This window comes from Paenibacillus catalpae (assembly GCF_900112695.1).
GTDB classification, from domain to species: Bacteria; Bacillota; Bacilli; order Paenibacillales; family Paenibacillaceae; genus Pristimantibacillus; species Pristimantibacillus catalpae.
This window is the reverse complement of sequence record NZ_FOMT01000004.1, coordinates 445,163-461,206: the sequence shown is the minus strand read 5'-3', so window position 1 is coordinate 461,206 and position 16,044 is coordinate 445,163. Positions and strand designations below refer to the sequence as shown.

Genomic DNA, 16,044 nt, shown 5'->3' with positions numbered 1-16,044 from the left:
CGGAATGTCTACATTACTAAACACTGCAGTAACGACTCAAGAAGTTGAAGCATGGCTTAGCTCGGAAATGACCCCTGGAAATACCCGCTGGTTCGAAGGGCCGGCAGAACCTGCCTATGCGTTAAGCCTGCAGCCGAAGCTGGCGTTAACCGCTCCTTCCGTCTCGGATCTGACGACCATTCTTGTAACGCCTGCCCACAAGTATCAGCAGATGCTGGGTATTGGTACTTCTGTTGAAGAGACCACGATTAACAACCTTTTGAAGATGGATCCTGCTGCTCGCGCAAGCTTTATTCAGCAGCTGGCTGACAAGGAAAACGGTCTTGGGTTTAATCTGTTCCGGATTACGATCGGGACCTCGGATTTCACCGCTCAGCCGTTCTATACGTACAATGATCTTCCTGAAGGGGAAACCGACTTCGAGCTGAAGCATTTCTCCATTCAGAAGGATATCGACTTGTCGATTGTAGAGACGGTTCAAGCGCTGCTGAAGGCCGTTCCCGACGCGAAGATTTTTGCATCGCCCTGGAGCCCGCCGGCCTGGATGAAGACAAACGGCGATTTGAAGCGGGGAAGCCTGAAGGAAGGCGCCGCGTATACCGAAGCTCTGGCGAAATATTACCGTCTGGCTATTCAAGCCTATGAGGAGCATGGTATTCCGGTCTGCGCGATGACGCTGCAGAACGAGCCGCTTCTCGAGACCGACTATCCAAGCTGCTATATGTCGCCTGAACGTCAGCGCGAGCTGGCGATTGCCCTGAAGCGGGAGTTCGAGGAGCATGGTCTTACGACGGAGCTGTGGATCTTCGACCATAACTTTGCGGATGCGATGGGTTATGTAACGCCAATCCTGAATGACCCGGAAGGCTATGAGGCCGTTGACGGCATCGCTCTTCATGACTACGACGGCTCGCCGAATGTTATGAGCGAGATTCATGCGGCATATCCGGATAAGCCAATCTATCTGACCGAGCGTTCGCTGTGGGGTACCGCCGGTGCGGACCGGATGGCGCAGTACTTCCGCAACTATGCTTGCAGCTACAATGCATGGGTGACGATGCTGGACAGCAAGATCAGCACCCATCAATGGCTCGGACAGCCGGGTCCGACGATGTTTGTACAGGATGCTGCGGAGCCTAACCGCTTCTGGCGGACGCCGGAGTTTAACCTGCTTGCGCAGTACTCCCGTTTCGTCAAGCGTGGCGCGTATCGGATCGGCAGCACCTGCGGCTCGCCGGATACGGTGACCAATGTCGCGTTCCGCAATCCGGACGGCACAATCGTAATGGTTGTCATCAACCAGACGAATGAAGAACAGCCGTTCCGCGTGCTGTGCGAAGGCAAGCAGTTCATTGCCTCGCTCCCGGCCGGAACCGTCGGCACGTACCGCTGGCAGTAAGATGAGGAATTAGACCGTTCTTGAACCTTTCGGTTCAGGAACGGTTTTTTTTGTATGTGAGGCTGGCTATTCTCTACCTTGCTTCCTGCAGCAGACTGTACTTTATCCAGCATAATGGTGCACCGAGGTCAAGTAACCAGCTCTACGCTGGATATCGTCCAGCGGAATCATCCAAACGGGAGCAGCAGGCTAATTTTAAAGAAATCTAATGGATAGAATCCAACATAGCCTACATAAGCGCACGAATGAGAGTGATTAGGTTGTATTGAATCCAGTGCAAGGAGAGCTGCTTGCTCCATTCCGAAGCTGACAAGTTTTCGTAAAAATTGTCAGGATGACAGATATTTTGGCGGGAGCGGGCATACATTGTAACATTACGCAAAGCAATTGCGAGAGGGCAGTCATGCTATAGGCATGGCTGCTACTCGTGTCGAATCCGTTGCAGCCGTCCATGCCATTAAAGACTAAGAAAGGATACCGACGAATAGGGACTTGGGTACAGTTGACAGTGCCATTGAGAATAGTTATCATGTTATTAACGAAACTGATAATCATTATCAATAAATAGAGGGCAAGCTTTGACGACCAATCGACAGGAGCAAGGCGAATCCTGTTAGCTGATAACAGCCAAGTTCGAGCAGATGAACAGCTTAAGTCAGATGACTAACCGGGCGGAAGGCCCGGGCTTAGCATAAAGGGAGGTTCGAGCGTTGGGTTTGTTGTATGAAATGGTTGTGAAGAAGAAGCGATCCATGATGCAAAGCAGGCCTGTCCGTCAGACGGAGCAGGAAGAGCGGGAAACTAACCTATGGACGGTCGAGTCCATTCTTGTTCACGAAGCAGAACATGAACGGAAAGAACAAAACAAGTAAGCCTGCGGGCATTACATAGCATTGGAGCTGGTGAATGGTATGAAGGAAGGTCGCTTTAATCAGAACGGTCACCCGGGAAATACGGCTAATAAGATCAATCACGAAGGAAAGCCGTGGAATTGGATGCTGTTTCCTTTCTCCTCCGTCAAAGTAAGCCAGGAGTCGATTATTGCTGCTTCCGTCGGCTATGGTGTATACGAGATTGACGAAGTTGGGGAGTGGCATAAGCTGGCCGTGGGATTACCGGCTCAGGCAAGTGTTAACAAGCTTCAGCTGCATAGCGGCATTTTGCATGCCTGTACGAGCGAAGGTCTGTTTATGTATGAGGATGATGAATGGGTAGACACGGGGCTGGCTGTCCCATGCTTCCAATACCGGCTGCTTGGCGGAATCGGCTATGCGGCAACGGAATACGGGTTATGGGCGGAAATCCGCGGAGAGTGGCAAAAGTTCGCCTGCCCGGATAAAAAAGTGTTTGATTTCATGAATCTGCCGCAATATCTCGTGGTTGGCCATGAGAGCGGCATCGCGCTCTATGACCGGTTTATGGATGAATGGGCGGAATTCGAATTAAACCGGGCGGTAACAAGCCTGTCGGTCTACCGCGGGCATCTGATCGGAGCAAGCGATAAGGGCGAGCTGCTGGTCGGGGATAAAAGAGGCCGTTTCGAGCGGGTCCGCTTCGGAGGCAAATTTATTTTCTCCGTTGTCTCGATTGGCATTGATACGTATGCGTGCACCGATCACGGCTTATTCAGGCTCAGCATGATTCACGGTAGGATCATGCTGCTGTCGGTAAAGCTTGGTTTTCCGGTTACGGATGTGGAATTACGTGATGGCAGATTGTATATGGCGACCTTATTTCAAGGCATTCAATATTTGGATATATAAGCGGAAACGGCACAGCATGAATTATCACAAAAGGTTACGAATACTACCATTTACGGTGCCAATTCATTTTAGCCCATGCTTCGCAATTCATTTTAGGAGGTACACATGAAAGTCATTGTGGCTTATGCTAGCTTGACGGGGAATACGGAGGAAATGGCGGAAGCCATTGCCGCCGGCGCAAGAGAAACAGGCGCGGAAGTGGTTCTCAGAGATGCGTATGATGCGGAAGCATCCGAGCTTGACCAATATGACGGCATCGCCATCGGAGCGTACACATGGGGAGACGGCGAACTGCCCGATGAATTTATAGATTTCTATGAAGCGCTGGGCAAGCTGGATTTGAATGGGCGAAAAGCGGTTGTCTTTGGTTCCGGAGATACCTCTTACCCGATCTTCTGCGGAGCTGTTGATACGATCGAGGAAAAGCTGAAGGCGTTAGGCGCTCAACTGGTGGCAGCTGGCGTGAAGGTTGAATTCACTCCTTCGGCAGATGAGATCAAACAATGTAAAGAGGTCGGACGGCTGGTTGCGGGCAAAGTACCGGCGGTGAATTAGATCCTGTAATCCATGAGGAGGCGGCCGGCTTGAGCACTGCGGCGAAAGGGACGGTAATTGAAGATTATAAGCTGGAGGAGTTTCTGAGATGTCCTTACCGGTACGTCAAACGGCAGGGGGCCGGGCCATCAGCCAAGGCAGAGGTCAATTGGATGCAGCTTGCCCAGCTGGCTGTCAGCCATGTGGTGAATGCTTTTTATATGACGCCCGAGAAGGAGCGGAGCAAGCTCTCTATCCCGGACATGCTGGAGCAATGGTGGACCAACAAGGTGACCAAGTTTGAATCGCCCGAGCATTACTGGTCCATTAAGCAGCAACTGATTAACGGTCTTAATCCCTTGTTAATGACGGAATTATCTTCTGTTCCAATGATAGTATTCGAGCAACATCAAGTATTTGTGCCGGAGCTTCAGGTGGAGCTGACGCAAATTTTTCAGCTTGTGCTTGGCAGCGAGAGCGGTGAGCCTTCCGATTACATCGTGCGAAAATATATCGTGGATGAGGAGGAGGACATCATCACCTTGTTCCAGCATTTGACGGCCGTTTTTTGCTTCAGCGCATTTGGCCGGCTGCCGGTAAGGATTGAGGTGCTGCCTGTCTTAACCGGCAATCTGCGCATCGTGTACCCGACAAAGGAGACACTTGAACAGTCCCAGGACTATATGAGGCTTGCCGCAAGCTTAATGCAGGAGGCCGCCTCAGAGCCAGGGCAGCAGCTTCGCAAGGTTCAAGGATCAGCGGAATGCAGCCGCTGCCCGTTTCTTGAAGAGTGTGTAAGCCCGGCAGCAGAGGCGGAAGCTATTATGATGTAAGATCAGACAGCCCTATTCTTCTATATGAGGAATAGGGCTTATTTTTATAGAGCACTAGCTTGTTTTCGATAGAGGTTTTTTCATAGATTGATACTGTCGAATAATGTAGACAAATGGCACTGATTTCGGTAACATGGCAATAGCTTTTATCAATTTTTTGCATACATACACACATATTGAGACAACAAGGAGAGGTTTATTGTGTCGGAGGAAATGCTGCTGACCTTTCGGTCGCCGCCGCTGCCATTTTTCATAGAATCGAATCGGAGAACCTATCATGCGGGGGAAGAGCATCCGAACCGGACAAATCTTGGCGTATTTGATCTGCTTTTTGTCCAGCAGGGCTCGCTTTATATTGCTGAGGAAGGGAACCGTTGGACATTAAATGCAGGGGACGTGCTCATTCTGAGGCCGGACCGCTGGCACTACTCGTATAAGCCCTGCCAGGAGGAGACCGTATTTGACTGGGTGCATTTTCAGACGGTTGGAGCCTGGGAGGAGACGGAGGGGAGCCAGAACGGTTCGCTTCGCGGGGATTATTACACCTATGCCATTCGCCTGCCGAAAAAAATGCATTTATCGTTCCCGGACGAAGCGAAGCTTCTGTTCTCCCAGCTGCATGAAGCGGCGCAAAGCTCTTCGCATGGCGCCTTCTGGGAGCGGCAGCAGCGTTTTCTCCATTTGCTGCAGATGCTCGATGAGGGCTGGCGCTCGGATGCGGCGAAGGCAGGGGTCTCGGTTGCAGAACGCGCTGCCGCTTATTTGAAAATGAACTACCGGAGCATCATTACGAATACGATGCTGAGCGAAGCGCTTCAGCTGCATACGAATTACATTACCCGCTGCATGACCGAGGTGTTCGGCTGCACGCCGCAGCAGTATTTGCTGTATTACCGGCTGGACCAGGCGAAGCTGCTGCTGATCAAGACGGACTGGCCGATCGCAAGGGTGGCGGAGGAGACCGGATTCCGGCAGACACCGCATTTTTCAAGGCTTTTTGCCGCGCAGACCGGCATGCCGCCGCTCAAATTCCGCAAACGATTCACGAATTAATGGAAATGAACGCATAATCATCCTGCGCTTAAGCGAATACTTGGTGATAAAACCACTATCGAGTCCTCTCGAAGATGGGCGACCGTGTATATAGGTAGGTTTTATCGCCAAATCGAACCTCAGTTTCGACTGAAGTCGAGTCTATTGTGGTAAAAAAGCGCAGGGGGTTATCTTACATGATTGAACGTTATTCCATTACCGCAGATGTTGGAGATATGATTGAGGCTTTTAAGGTGGAGCAGCTGATTAACTGCTATACGAACCGGTTTAATGTGGCGCCGACGCAGACGGTATCGATCGTCATGAACGACCGGTGGGGGCTCCGGACCATGCACGATGCGAGATGGGGGCTTTTCCCGTTCTGGGCGAAGGATTCGGTAAATGCGGACAGCTCGATGCTGTCGAGCAAGCCTTTCTTCGAGCGGATGCTGCGCAAGCAGCGGTGTGTGGTGCCTTGCAGCGGGTTCTTCGGTTGGCAGAAGGGTGAAAAAGAGAAGGATTCGCGTGCGATGCATATCGTCGTACCGAACAGCAGAGTGTTTGGGATCGCGGGCTTCTTCGACGTATGGCGGAATTACAGCGGGCAAGAGGTGCGCGCGTTTACGATGATTACGGCTCCGGCAACCGGAACGATGTCGCAATGGCAGCCTAATGTGCCGGTTATTATGGATGAAGAGGGCATGGAGGATTGGCTCAACCCGCGTATTTCGGATTTCCGTTCGCTGCGCAAGCACCTGGAGCCGATGGACAGCTATCGCATGAGAGCGTATCCGGTAACGAATGCGGTAAACGACGAAGCTTATGAGTCGCCGGACTGCATCCGGGAGATCCGTCCGGATTTTGCATGGAAATAGAGAAAGGGACTGATCCCCATAAGCCGATGGCTTTGGGGACAGTCCCTTTGTTTGTTTTGTTGGCTGACAAATCTTCATATTCTTATACGAGGGAGGATTCGTTAGCTGAGAGAAGTTGCTGTTGGGATTAATTTGGTTAAAGATTAATCTATTTAGTCAGCCGGATTGCGTTCTGCGGAACTCATCCGTTAATAACGGAACAACCTCGAACAGATCCCCGACGATGCCATAATCAGCGACGCTGAAGATTGGCGCGTCGGGGTCTTTGTTTATCGCGATAATGACGCGCGACTGGCTCATGCCGGCCAGATGCTGGATCGCGCCGCTTATGCCGCAGGCGATATAGAGCTGCGGCGTAACGACTTTGCCGGTTTGCCCAATCTGCAGGGCATAACCGCAGTAGCCGGCATCGCAAGCGCCGCGGGAGGCGCCAACCGCGCCGCCGAGTACGCCGGCCAGCGCTTGCAGCGGCTCGAAGCCCGCTGTGCTGCGCACGCCTCTGCCGCCGGAGACGACAACATCGGCTTCGGCGAGATCAATCTGGCCGCCGGCGCGCCGAACAAGCGAGCGCACGGCGGTCAGGAGCGGCGGCACCGTGAACGGCAACGCCTGCACGGTGCCCTGCGGCTGGCCGGCCGGGAGGGTCTCGGCCGGCTCGAAGTTGTTCGGGCGGATCGTGACGACCCACGGCCGCCCGGGGGCGAAGCTGCGCCGCTCGAACGCCTTGCCGGCGTAGAGCGGCCGCGTGAACACGCCATCGGTCTCGTCGATGGCGGTTACGTCCGCGACGTGGCCGGCGCCGATGGCTGCGGCCGCGCGGGGCGCGAGCTCGCGCCCCATAGCGGTATGGCCGAGCAGCAGCGCGTCCGGCCTTGCCGCTTCTATGGCTGCGCGCAAGGCGGCGATGTACGCCTCGGGCGCAAAGGCGCGAAGGGCCGGGTCGTCCGCGACATGGACGACGTCTGCCCCTCGCGCAGCCAGCGCGGCTGCTTCATCGGCCGCGCCGCCGGGGGCCGCGAGGACGGCATGGACCGAGCCGTCCGCACCGGCCAGCCGCCGCGCAGCGCCAAGCGCCTCAAGCGCCACGCGGCGCAGCTTGCCGTCCCGGCACTCGGCGAACACGAGTATCGTTCTTCCCATTTTCAAATTCCTCCTTTGTTGAAGGTCGAACTGCAGCTTCTATTTGAACGCAAACGTTGCTGAAGTAACCTTCTGTTTGGAATGCCTTGGGAGGCGATAAGGCCCTGCGAGGGCTATATCGTCTAAGGATAGGTGGTATCAGCATGGCGTAAGACCCTGTGGGGGTCTTATTTGCAGCGGTTAGATGCAGCTGTGCCCAATAGACCCTGTGAGGGTCATAATAAAGCAAACTGTTCAGTAAATTCAGTTTGAAAAGCCAGCTCCGGCCAGGATAAGGTCCCTAAGGGACCTTAACGATAAACGCAGGAGCCCAAACGTCGCCCAGTTGGCTGGCTCCGGCCAGGATAAGGTCCCTGAGGGACCTAAATCAGCCAAAACCGGGCGGCGCGGACCAAGATAAGGTCCCTAAGGGACCTATTAATAAATAAGTAGTTGGCTCCGTCAAGGTCGGTGTTAATTACCGACCTTAACGATTAACGCCGTGTATCAAACGAGCACGAAGCAGGGGAGCGGAACGACAGCAGCTATTGCGGCAGCTGCCCCTCCGCCTGCAGCAGGCGCACGAGCTCGGACGCCTGCTCGGCCGGCGTCCCCGCCAAGCGCCGGCCGGCTGCGCGCGGCGCCGGCGGGAAGAGCGCAAGGCGCGAAGTCCTCGCGCCTTCATCCTCGCCGCCTGCGGCGGCCGAAACCCGGGCGAGCGGCTTCCGCTTCGCCTTCATAATGCCCGGCAGCGATGGATATCGCGGCTCGTTCAAGCCCTGCTGCGCCGTGATAAGCGCCGGTAGCGGAATAACAACCGTCTCCGCGTCGCCCTCCACATCGCGCTCCACGACCGCAAACCGTGCCGCCGCTGCAGCGCCCGGCGGCAGCTCGCCGGATGCCTTGGCCTCATCCGGCCCTACAATGCCAAGCTTCACCGCAGCTGATGCATGCGGCAGTCCCAGCCGCTCCGCGATCTGAAGCGCTACGCTTCCGGAGCCGCTGTCGACGGCGAACAAGCCGGCGAGCAGCAGATCCGGCTTCAGCGGCTCAATGATCTTCGCCAGCGCCGTTGCCAGCGCGAAGCTGTCCTCACTCTCCACGCTAGCGCTGTCCAGCCGGATAGCCTCATCCGCCCCCATCGCCAGCGCTGTCCGCAGCGCTTCCTCCGAGCGGTCGCCGCCGCAGGAGACCACGCGCACTTCACCGCCGTGCAGCTCGCGCTGGCGCAGCGCTTCCTCCAGGGCATATTCGTCATAAGGATTGATGACGAGTTTGGCGTCCGCTTCGGCGACGGCGCCATCTTTTACAATGATTTTTTCTTCCGTATCAAACGTCTGCTTGAGTAGAACGACAATGTTCAGCACAACAGCAACCTCCTCAGACTATTGTTCCAAGCTCGAAGTACGTTCCTCACCGGTCCATCACGCCTCCCCTTTGCAGTCCAGCCAAGCAATCCCTCGCGGGCAAAATGGCTAGGACAGATAGCTTGGCAGGATGGGGTATGACCCCGCCGCAAGGCTCGGCTAAACCGCTTTCCATCAGTGCTACGATATGAGGCAGAACGGCCAAATAGACCGTCCGATGCGGCGAAAGGGGCGGCATGTTCATGCTGGAGGGCTCATATACTGGAGCACCGCGGTATTTTTGAAACAGTGCTTATATTTCATCCGCAAAACGGTTGCTGCTCCTCCCAAGGACGGTGCAGCCGTTTACGCTTGAATGCCAAGCATTTATTGAAACGCGCTCCCGCCACGGACGGCGATAGCCGTTTCACCTTGTCAAAAACGCTTATAAGCTTGTCCGAATCGAGGGCTGCAAAAGGGGGCGTGGCCATTGCTGGAATGGTGGTCTGCATATCAGGTGACAGCTGCACTCAGGTGGATTTTGTTCGCGGCGGTTATAGGGCTTGCCGCTGTAGCTTTTGCAACAGTGGTTTTGCGCAGGGTCGGCTATATAAAACTTGGCCGGATGGCTGTACATGAGGCAATGCCAACGGATGAGCGGAGGAAGAGGACCGGACGTCCTTCGGTTACAGGGCAGGTGCTTGGGCACAGCAAGCTGCTGCGGGATATCCGGAGCGGCGTTATGCATTTCATTTACTTCTACGGCTTTATCATCCTACAGTTTGGAGCGGCGGACATCATCTGGAAGAAGCTCAGCGGTCACCCGATTCCTTTTCCCTTCTACGGGCAGTTCGCCTGGTCGCAGGAGCTGACGGTATCCCTTGTCCTGCTGGCTGTTCTATACGGGGCTTTCCGCCGGTATGTCGAGCAGCTGCCGAGGCTGAAACGGGGCTGGAAGCCTTCGCTCGTTCTATGGTTTATCGGAGGCCTGATGCTGACCGTCCTGCTGACGCTTGCCTTCGAGCGGCTGACGGGAGATCCGCATGCTGTCAGCGACCGTTACGCACCTGTCTCCTCCGTGCTTGCGGACTGGATCGGGAAGCTTGGCATGCCGACGGGCAGCATCGCATCGGAAGCGGGTTACGAGCTGTTCTGGTGGCTGCATCTGCTGGTGCTGCTGTCTTTCCTTGTATATGTGCCGCAGTCGAAGCATTTTCACTTGCTGACGGCTCCGGTTAATTTGTGGCTCGGGCGTAATGCGCCGGTAGGCCGGCTGACACCGCTTAATCTGGAGGATGAAGAAGCCGAGTCCTTTGGCGTGGGCAAAATCGAGCATTTTACGCAAAAACAGCTCCTCGACCTGTACGCCTGCGTCGAATGCGGCCGTTGTACAAATGTCTGCCCGGCTTCCAGTACCGGCAAGCTGCTGTCGCCGATGCATCTGATGACGAAGCTTCGGGATCACCTGACCGAGAAAGGGGCCGCCATTACGTCCAAGTCGCCTTGGATCCCGACGGCTATGGGCGGGAAGCTCGCTGGAGCACATGTGATGGGGGCGCTTATTCCGGTATGGGAGGACAGTCCGGAAGGCAGTGTCACTTCCATTATCCCGACGATGACCGCGCAGAAGCAGGCATGGGGTGTCCGGGAGGGCGCGAAGGCGGAAGAGCTGGAGCTGATCGGAGACGTCATGACCGAGGAGGAGCTGTGGGCCTGCACCACCTGCCGCAACTGCGAGGAGATGTGCCCGGTTGGCAATGAGCATGTCGACAAAATCATCGATATGCGCCGTTACCTCGTGCTGATGGAGGGCAGGCTGCCGTTCGACGGCCAGCGCGCGCTGCAAAATATCGAGCGTCAAAGCAATCCATGGGGGCTGCCAAGAGCAGAGCGTGCGGCATGGATTAACGATTGCGAGAGCCGTACGGGCGTCCGTGTCCGGACCATGCAGGAGGTTAAGCGTTCGGGATCGGCGAAGCCGGAGTTTCTGCTGTGGGCCGGGTCCATGGGCTCCTACGATACCCGAAGCCGGAAGGTGCTGTATGATCTCGTGCGCCTGCTCGACCGGGCAGGGGTATCCTTTGCCACGCTTGGATTGGAGGAGCGGAACTCGGGGGATACGGCGAGGCGGATTGGCAACGAGCTTCTTTTCCAGGAATTATGCCGCGAAAATGTCGAGACCATAGCCCGTTACGGAGTAACCCGGATTGTGACGGCCTGCCCGCATACGTATAACACCTTCCGCAAGGAATACCCCGACTTTGGGCTTCCGTCGGACGTCAAGATCGAACATCACACGGAGCTGCTGGCCGGACTGTTGAGAGACGGGCGGCTGAACCCTGAGCATATCGTCAAAGAACGGGTCACCTACCATGATTCCTGCTACCTCGGCCGGTATAACGGGGTTTATGATGCTCCGCGCGAGGTGCTGAAGGCGATTCCGGGCCTTGAGCTTGAGGAAATGGCGAGAAACCGCGAGAACGGGATGTGCTGCGGGGCTGGCGGCGGATTGATGTGGATGGAGGAAAATAGCGGCGTACGCGTTAATCGTGCCAGAGTCTCGCAAGCGCTGGAGGTGCGTCCGACGGTGATCGGCTCTGCCTGCCCGTACTGCCTGACGATGATGGAAGACGGGCTCAAGCTGCTGGAAGCCGATGAGCAGACAGCGGCCCGCGATGTGGCGGAGCTTCTTGCGGCAAGCGTGTTCGGCGGGGAGACCGCTTAAGTTAACAGATTTGCTAAGGAAAAAACATCACGAATGGCCTAAATATACTTTTTTAGGAGGTACTTTCGAATGTCGAACAATCGAACGGGTACGGTGAGGCGTGCGGCCGTCATCGGCTCCGGTGTCATGGGGGCCGGAATTGCTGCGCATCTGGCAAATGCCGGCATGCGCGTGCTGCTGCTCGATGTGGTGCCGCAATCTCTGCTGCCGGAGGAGGAAAAACGCGGGCTCACGCTGGCTTCTCCGCAAGTGCGCAGCCGTCTTGCCCAAGCCGCGGTTGCCCGTATGGCCAAGGCTCAGCCTGCGCCGCTGTATGAGCCGTCTTTTGCCGGAAGGATTACGGCAGGTAATCTGGAGGATCATCTGGCGGGATTATCCGAGGCGGATTGGATTGTGGAAGCCGTTGTGGAGCGGCTGGATATTAAGCGGAGCTTGTTCGAGAAGATAGAGTCGGTGTGGAAGCCCGGGACGCTGGTAACTTCGAATACATCGGGCTTATCGGTTGCTGAAATGGTGGAGGGCAGGAGCGAAACGTTCCGGCAGCATTTTGCGGTGACGCATTTTTTCAACCCGCCCCGCTATATGAAGCTGGTGGAGGTTGTGCCGACGGGTGATACCGATCCAGAGGTTACGGCGCTGCTGACGGCATTATGCGAGGAGCGGCTTGGCAAAGGCGTTGTTGTGGCCAAAGATACGCCAAACTTCATCGCCAACCGGATCGGCACATACGGCATGCTCGTGACGCTGGAGGAAGTATTGCGATACGGCCTTACGGTGGAGGAAGCCGATGCGCTGACCGGGCCGGCAATGGGGCGGCCGAAGACGGCAACGTTCCGCATGCTGGATCTGGTCGGGCTCGATACGCTGCTTCACGTTGTAGATAATGTGCGCGACAAAAGCACGGATGCTGCGGAGCGCGAGACCTTCGCAAGACCACCGCTCTTGGAGCAGCTGGTCGCTTCGGGCAGGCTGGGGGAGAAAAGCGGCGGGGGCTTTTACCGCAAAATCAAGGGGTCAAAGGGCGGCAGCGAGATCGAATCCTTAGATTTGGAATCGCTTGCTTACCGGCCTCGGAGCTCCGTGAAAGGTCCCATCATTGATGCGGCCAAGGCGGCCAAAGGCACGGGCGGCAAAGTCCGCGCGCTCCTTGGCACGGATCCGAAGCATAAATATGCCCAGTTTGCCTGGCAGACGATCAAGCGAACGCTGCTCTATTCGGCAGCCCTTGTTGGGGTCATAGCCGATTCCATCTCGGACATCGACAAGGCGATGAAATGGGGGTTCAGCTGGGAGCTTGGTCCATTCGAGCTGTGGGATGCGCTGGGATTAGAGAAATCCGTTGCTAGGATGAAGGCCGAAGGGGATGCGGTGCCGGAATGGGTAACGCAATGGATCACGGAAGGGCATGGCAGCTTTTATGCGGTGCAGGAGGGCAGGCGCTTGGTTTATTCCGGCGGAGGCGGCGGATATGCAGCCGAGGAGCTGTCGCCGGATGAGATCTCGCTTGCTGGTCTGAAGGAAGCCGGCCGAACGGTGCTGCGTACTTCGGACGCCAGCCTCATTGATCTTGGCGACGATGTCGTATGCCTCGAGTTTCATTCCCAGAATAACGCCATCGGCGGAGAGATTCTGTCGGCAATCCGGCGAACGGCCGAGGAAGTGAGCAAGAACTGGCGCGGACTTGTAATCGCCAATGACGGACGGAATTTCTGCGTTGGCGCAAACCTGCTGCTGCTCTTGATGGAAGCGCAAAACGGTGAGTGGGAAGAGGTCGAGGACATCATCCGCATGTTCCAGAGCAGCATGCTTTCGATCAAAAAATTAGACCGTCCCGTCGTCGCCGCGCCTCACCGGATGACGCTTGGCGGAGGTGTCGAGGCATGCCTTCCGGCGGATCAGATTATTTTCTCGCCGGAGACGTACTTCGGTCTCGTGGAGACCGGGGTTGGCCTCATTCCGGCGGGAGGCGGTTCGAAGGAAGCTGCCGTTATGGCGGCAGCAAGGGCAGGAGGCGGCGATATTCAGCCGCATTTGAACGCGCTGTTTGAGACCGTTGCGATGGCGAAAACCTCGACAAGCGGCTTCGACGTTGGCCGCATCGGGCTGAAGCGCCCGCAGGACCGCGTCATTATGCGGCAGGATGCGCGTATTGCCGAGGCGAAACGGGCGGTGCTCGAGCTCGACCGGGCGGGCTATGCGCCGCAGCCCGAGGCCCGCGTCCGCGTCGCCGGCCGCGAAGGCAAGGCCGTGCTCCGCATGGGCGTGCACAGCCTGCTGCTCGGCGGACAGATCAGCAAGCATGATGCGCTGATCGCAGGTAAGCTCGCGCATGTCATGGCCGGCGGCGATGCCGCGCCGGGTGCAGAGGTGAGCGAGCAGTATTTGCTCGATCTGGAATGCGAAGCGTTCCTCAGCCTTTGCGGCGAGCGCAAGACGCAGGATCGCATGAGCCACATGCTTTCCACCGGCAAGCCGCTGCGGAATTAGGCGGAGCAGATGCTTGTGGGTACTTGTAGTGCTTAGGGCAGCAAGCAGCACTCAAGGTGCCAAAGAAACGAGTTTGGACAGCGGCGTAATACGTCTAGCTCTGCTCTGACTGGACTCCAGGCTCAGACTGTATTTCATCCAACCTAATGCTGCATTATCGACCAGTAACTAAGTCTACATTGGATTCCATCCACCAAAATCAGCTGCTTCCCTCTAGATCAGCTCATTTAAGCGAAATAGACTGTACGAAATCCAATGTAGCCAGTTACTGTGGACGATTTGTTCCTTTTTCACTGGAGTGAATCCAATGTAGAAGTCTGCCGCTGAAGAAATAAGGCCCTTTAGGAGCCTTAAGATCACTGTAACTCGTAGTTTGAGGCACATTAAGGCCCCTGAAGGACCTTAATACAGAGATTCCGGGAGAAAAGGATCGGAAAGAGTTACTTTCACGAACTTAAGGTCCCTATGGACCTTAACTTTCCATCAAAATTGGTCTCACATAAGGGTTAAGCAGCAAATAAGACCTTCCGAGGGCCTTATCTGCCACGCTCATCAGCAAACAAAGTTACAGGGTCTTATAATCCGGCTTGAACATGACGAGCCGCATTTAATCATTGCAACACAAGGTGCCGCGCTGGCATGGTGCGCGGCGCCAATAAGAAGGAGGACGCTTATGGGAGCAGCGGGCAAGTTTACGGATAGTGACCGCGATGCCGTTATCGTATCCGCGGTACGGACCGCGGTGGGCAAGGCGAAGAAGGGGAGTTTGGCGGAGACGAGGGCCGAGGACCTCGGACGGGCCGTGCTGACGGCGGCGCTGGAGCGGGTGCCGGGCCTTAAAGCGGAAGATATCGAGGATGTTATTATCGGCTGTGCCATGCCGGAGGGGGAGCAGGGACTAAATATGGCGAGAATCATTTCGCTCTATTCCGGCTTTCCGGTTACAACGCCGGCCGTGACCATTAACCGGTTCTGCGCATCGGGACTGCAGTCGATCGCTTATGCCGCTGAACGCATACGTCTAGGCGATGCCGACGTTCTGGTGGCCGGCGGCGTGGAAAGCATGAGCCATGTGCCGATGACCGGCTTTAAGCTGGCTCCTCATCCGGGCATTGTAGATGCGATGCCGGAAGTTTACATGGGAATGGGCCATACCGCCGAGGAGGTGGCCCGCCGTTACAATGTTTCTCGCGCGGCGCAGGATGCGTTCGCCGCAGCCAGCCATCGCAAGGCGGCGGCAGCCATTCAGGAAGGCCGCTTCAAGGATGAGATTGTACCGGTCACGGCCTCCCGTTCCGATGTGAACGAGTACGGCCGGCCGACCGAGCGGACTTTTACCTTTGATACCGATGAGGGCGTTCGGGCCGAGACAACGCCGGAGACACTGGCGCCGCTGAAGCCGTCTTTTGCCCGGGAAGGAACCGTTACAGCCGGCAATTCCTCGCAGATGAGCGACGGCGCTGCAGCCGTTGTAGTGATGAGCCGTGCCAAAGCGAGAGCGCTGGGGCTGACGCCGCTTGCCGTTTTCCGTACCTATCGGGTTGCAGGTGTAGCGCCGGAGGTGATGGGCATTGGCCCGATTGAGGCCATTCCAAAGGCACTTCAAGCCGCTAAACTAACGGTTAATGACGTTGATATTTTCGAGCTGAATGAAGCTTTTGCCGCCCAGTGCGTGCCGATTATCGAGCAGCTTGGCATCGATCCGGAACGCGTTAATGTAAACGGCGGGGCGATTGCGCTTGGTCATCCGCTTGGCTGTACGGGAACAAAGCTGTCGGTATCGCTTATTCATGAGCTGAGGAGACGCGGCGGCGGGATTGGTGTCGTGACGATGTGCGTAGGCGGCGGCATGGGAGCGGCTGGCGTGTTCGAGGTATACGCTTAACGCAGCGCGCAAGTGGAGGAAGCAGGAAAGCCAACTGAAAGGAGAC

Annotated in this window: 13 protein-coding genes; 10 read left to right on the top strand and 3 right to left on the bottom strand. The window is 56.2% G+C overall.

The window, feature by feature from the left end:
* Positions 1-4 precede the first annotated feature (4 nt).
* From BM200_RS19855 to BM200_RS19830, 7 genes are all read left to right on the top strand, one after another.
* Complete coding sequence (locus tag BM200_RS19855; protein ID WP_091188383.1) at positions 5-1,399, top strand: glycoside hydrolase family 30 protein; 1,395 nt, start codon at positions 5-7, stop codon at positions 1,397-1,399.
* A 710-nt stretch (positions 1,400-2,109) separates the two neighbouring features.
* On the top strand, positions 2,110-2,271 hold the full coding sequence (locus tag BM200_RS30065) for a hypothetical protein (RefSeq protein WP_175532933.1): 162 nt from the start codon (positions 2,110-2,112) through the stop codon (positions 2,269-2,271).
* Positions 2,272-2,310: 39 nt separating this feature from the next.
* Positions 2,311-3,162 carry a hypothetical protein gene (locus BM200_RS19850; protein ID WP_091188382.1) on the top strand — a complete coding sequence of 284 codons (852 nt, stop codon included), beginning with the start codon at positions 2,311-2,313 and terminating at the stop codon, positions 3,160-3,162.
* A 105-nt stretch (positions 3,163-3,267) separates the two neighbouring features.
* The gene (locus BM200_RS19845) at positions 3,268-3,717 is read left to right on the top strand and encodes a flavodoxin (RefSeq protein WP_091188381.1); all 450 of its coding nucleotides are present in this window, start codon (positions 3,268-3,270) and stop codon (positions 3,715-3,717) included.
* 29 nt (positions 3,718-3,746) lie between these two features.
* Positions 3,747-4,529 (top strand): hypothetical protein, encoded by a 783-nt coding sequence (locus BM200_RS19840; RefSeq protein WP_091188380.1) that lies wholly within the window; start codon positions 3,747-3,749, stop codon positions 4,527-4,529.
* Positions 4,530-4,730: 201 nt separating this feature from the next.
* Positions 4,731-5,582 (top strand): AraC family transcriptional regulator, encoded by an 852-nt coding sequence (locus tag BM200_RS19835; protein WP_091188379.1) that lies wholly within the window; start codon positions 4,731-4,733, stop codon positions 5,580-5,582.
* 176 nt (positions 5,583-5,758) lie between these two features.
* On the top strand, positions 5,759-6,436 hold the full coding sequence (locus tag BM200_RS19830) for an SOS response-associated peptidase (RefSeq protein ID WP_091188378.1): 678 nt from the start codon (positions 5,759-5,761) through the stop codon (positions 6,434-6,436).
* A gap of 156 nt (positions 6,437-6,592) precedes the next feature.
* Here BM200_RS19830 and BM200_RS19825 read toward each other — a convergent pair whose 3' ends face one another.
* The 3 genes from BM200_RS19825 to BM200_RS29750 form a co-directional block, all read right to left on the bottom strand.
* On the bottom strand, positions 6,593-7,576 hold the full coding sequence (locus tag BM200_RS19825) for an electron transfer flavoprotein subunit alpha/FixB family protein (RefSeq protein ID WP_091188377.1): 984 nt from the start codon (positions 7,574-7,576) through the stop codon (positions 6,593-6,595).
* Positions 7,577-8,100: 524 nt separating this feature from the next.
* Positions 8,101-8,919, bottom strand: coding sequence for an electron transfer flavoprotein subunit beta/FixA family protein (locus BM200_RS19820; protein WP_091188671.1), 819 nt, complete (start codon positions 8,917-8,919; stop codon positions 8,101-8,103).
* Positions 8,920-8,968: 49 nt separating this feature from the next.
* Complete coding sequence (locus BM200_RS29750; protein WP_139230814.1) at positions 8,969-9,166, bottom strand: hypothetical protein; 198 nt, start codon at positions 9,164-9,166, stop codon at positions 8,969-8,971.
* 225 nt (positions 9,167-9,391) lie between these two features.
* Here BM200_RS29750 and BM200_RS19815 point away from each other — a divergent pair, with 225 nt between their 5' ends.
* The 3 genes from BM200_RS19815 (at position 9,392) to BM200_RS19805 (ending at position 15,998) form a co-directional block, all read left to right on the top strand.
* Positions 9,392-11,626 (top strand): (Fe-S)-binding protein, encoded by a 2,235-nt coding sequence (locus BM200_RS19815; protein ID WP_091188376.1) that lies wholly within the window; start codon positions 9,392-9,394, stop codon positions 11,624-11,626.
* 69 nt (positions 11,627-11,695) lie between these two features.
* A complete protein-coding gene (locus BM200_RS19810) occupies positions 11,696-14,113 on the top strand; it encodes a 3-hydroxyacyl-CoA dehydrogenase/enoyl-CoA hydratase family protein (protein ID WP_091188375.1) in 2,418 nt (805 codons plus the stop codon).
* 673 nt (positions 14,114-14,786) lie between these two features.
* Positions 14,787-15,998 (top strand): acetyl-CoA C-acyltransferase, encoded by a 1,212-nt coding sequence (locus BM200_RS19805; RefSeq protein WP_091188374.1) that lies wholly within the window; start codon positions 14,787-14,789, stop codon positions 15,996-15,998.
* Positions 15,999-16,044 lie beyond the last annotated feature (46 nt).

Excerpts from the sequence above, each read along its gene's own strand:
- BM200_RS19810 (WP_091188375.1), top strand. The coding sequence starts at position 11,696 with ATGTCGAACAATCGAACGGGTACGGTGAGGCGTGCGGCCGTCATCGGC.
- BM200_RS19830 (WP_091188378.1), top strand. The coding sequence starts at position 5,759 with ATGATTGAACGTTATTCCATTACCGCAGATGTTGGAGATATGATTGAG.
- BM200_RS19805 (WP_091188374.1), top strand. The coding sequence starts at position 14,787 with ATGGGAGCAGCGGGCAAGTTTACGGATAGTGACCGCGATGCCGTTATC.
- BM200_RS19855 (WP_091188383.1), top strand. The coding sequence starts at position 5 with ATGTCTACATTACTAAACACTGCAGTAACGACTCAAGAAGTTGAAGCA.
- BM200_RS19850 (WP_091188382.1), top strand. The coding sequence starts at position 2,311 with ATGAAGGAAGGTCGCTTTAATCAGAACGGTCACCCGGGAAATACGGCT.
- BM200_RS29750 (WP_139230814.1), bottom strand. The coding sequence starts at position 9,166 with ATGAACATGCCGCCCCTTTCGCCGCATCGGACGGTCTATTTGGCCGTT.
- BM200_RS19825 (WP_091188377.1), bottom strand. The coding sequence starts at position 7,576 with ATGGGAAGAACGATACTCGTGTTCGCCGAGTGCCGGGACGGCAAGCTG.
- BM200_RS19845 (WP_091188381.1), top strand. The coding sequence starts at position 3,268 with ATGAAAGTCATTGTGGCTTATGCTAGCTTGACGGGGAATACGGAGGAA.